This is a genomic window from Streptomyces sp. P9(2023), assembly GCF_032436795.1.
Lineage (GTDB): Bacteria > Actinomycetota > Actinomycetes > Streptomycetales > Streptomycetaceae > Streptomyces.
On sequence record NZ_JAUPWM010000077.1, the window covers coordinates 1 to 2,552 of the forward strand.

Sequence of the window (2,552 nt, forward strand, 5' to 3'; positions counted from 1 at the left end):
ATGTCCAAGGCTGCGAAGCGTCTCGGGATACACCCGATGACGCTTCGTCAGTGGGCGTTGGACGGCAAGATTCCGTTCATGTGGGTCGGCCGTGAGCGCCGGTTCTCCTGCGTCGATGTGGAGAACATGAAGCGCGGCAGCGACTCCTCGACCTCCCGCCCGCGTCTGGAACTGCTGTATGTACGCGTGTCCGGCTCGTCGGGGCAGGAGTCTTCGCTGGAGGCCCAGGAGGCTGAACTGCGGGCTTCCTCGACCGGGACGATCGTGAAGGTCGTCAAGGACCGTGGCTCCGGCCTGAAGGAGAACCGGCCCGGTCTGAACCGGGTGATCGCGATGGTCTCCGACCGTTCCGTGACCGTCGTACGCGTCACCCACGAGGACCGGCTGGCCCGGTTCGGTGTCGGCTGGCTCAAGCGGCTGTTCGCCGTGTACGGGGTCACCGTTGAGGTGCTGCACCCGAAGAAGCTCGGCGGCCGGGACGAACTCCTCGAAGACTTCGTGTCCCTGGTGACCACGTTCGCCGGACGCCTGTACGGGATGCGCAGCGCGGACAACCGCCGTCGCCTGCTGACTGAGTCCGGTCAGTGCGCAGAGGGGCAGCCCCGGTGAGCCGGAAACTGCCGCTCGCCGACGGCGAGACCTCCCGTACTGCCTGCGCCCGCACGCTGGTCCACTCCGGCGTGGACGAGAAGACCGGCGAACTCCTCACCGCCCACGCTCTGGTGAAGCGCGTGAGCTGGTGTATCGAGCTGACGACAGGCATGGCCGGCACGCTGCTCGGTGAGCACTGGAACACCACCGACGTGGATGTTCTTGCTGCTGGAGTGGACGCGGGCGGCCGGAAGCTGCCGTCGAACGCGTGGATGGCCTTGCGTCGCCTCGGCTGGACCACCGCCGTCTGCGAGGGCTTGAAGGTCAACGACCGGATCGTCCGCGCCGCCCAGGAGCAGGCCGGACGCGCTCTGCGGTCGGTGAAGTGGCGAGCCGATGTGGTCGCCGGAATCCTGGCCACCTGGCCCACCGACGCAAAGAAGCGCACCGAAGCCGAGTGGGAAACAGTTCGGGCCGCAATCCCTGGCGGGGAGCATCTGCTGTCCAGCGTCATCAAGGGCCGCACCCGGCAGATCGCCCGTTTCCGGCAGAAGACCGGCCGCCTGCCGGTGGACGTGTTCGAGCTGGAGCCCGCGCCGCGTGTGGCGCGGATGCTGCTGCTGGCCGCCTGCGACGGACAGCAGGCGTCGATCGAGCGCTCCGCGACCGAGCCGGCGAAGGTGCTGCTGCGGTTGCAGCTCCCCACCCGGCCCGACCCGCAGGCATACCGCGACTGGACGTGGGTCGAGTGTGTGATCACGCTGCCGCCGACCGTCCCGGCGAACGCGGTGCTGCATCTGCCCACCCTGCGGGTCGTCGACGGGAAGGCGCGGGCTGACATCGCCTACACCCATCGCGTCCCCAAGGCGGCCCGTTCCGGGCACACTGTCGCGCTCGGCGTGGACTGGGGCCTCAACACCCTCCTGTCCGCCGGCACGGTCCGGCTCCACGACGACGGCCGTATCACTGCCCTTGGGTCCGGTGCCCAGTTCCGCGCCTCTGGCGTGCTGGCCAAGCAGTACCGGCTGCGCCGTCTCTCCGAGCGGCTGCACGCCAAGGCCGACCAGTACACCCGGCTCGCCGACTCTGCGCTGGACAACAAGGCCGCCATCCTGGCGGAGGAGATCCGCCGTGTCTCCGAGCGCCGCTCCAACATCAACGACGCACTCGCGTGGTCGGCTGCCCGCTGGGCCGTGGACCAGGCCGTCGCAGCCGGGGCGACCGCGATCTGTCTGGAAGACCTGCGGTCGATGGAAGCAGGCGGCATGGGCCGCACGCAGAACACGCGTATGTCCCAGACCGTGCGCGGGCAGATCGCCGACCGTATGCGGCACCTGGCCGCCGAGGTCGGCATCGCCGTGGTGACCGTGCCCCCGGCGAACACCTCCAAGCACTGCCCGCACTGCCTCACCCCGCTCCGGCACCGCAAAGCCCCCGACAAGCCCACCATCCCGGGCTGGAAGTGGGCCATCTGCCCGTCCTGCCGGTGGCAGGGCGACCGCGACCAGGGCGCGTGGCGGCGCATCGCAGCACGCGGTCTGGCCCACCAGACCAAGACCGTCGTGGACAAGACCAGCGGCACCATGGTGATCCGCAAGGTCGTGGACAAGCTCGAAGCGAAGGCGGCCGTCACCGCCTCCCCGAAGACCAGCCGGGCTGACCGGTCCAAGACCGGCCCCACCCGGCCACGAACCAACCGTCCCGCGCCCAGGCGACGCGGGATTCCCTCCCCAGCCAGACCTTCGGGTCCGGCCGGAAAGCGTCCGGAGGGACACGCACCAACGGACCGGACCCGGCTGCCCCGCGCAGCCCACCGGCACCAGGGCGTGACCACGATCAGCACACCCACCACCGGCCACCGGCCACGCGGAGCAGCACTCGGCGCGGGATTCCATCTCCACGCTCACGCTACCCCGCCCAGGTGGGCAGAACCCACACCGAACCCTACGGTTCGCATGGGA

2 protein-coding genes are annotated in these 2,552 nt (G+C 69.8%); both read left to right on the top strand.

Annotation, left to right across the window (positions count from 1 at the left end):
* Nucleotides 1–609 (top strand): IS607 family transposase (locus Q5762_RS36615; protein ID WP_315896647.1); only part of this gene is annotated, 609 nt, incomplete at its 5' end.
* Nucleotides 606–2,552 (top strand): zinc ribbon domain-containing protein (locus Q5762_RS36620; RefSeq protein WP_315896648.1); only part of this gene is annotated, 1,947 nt, incomplete at its 3' end. The genes Q5762_RS36615 and Q5762_RS36620, both read left to right, overlap by 4 nt.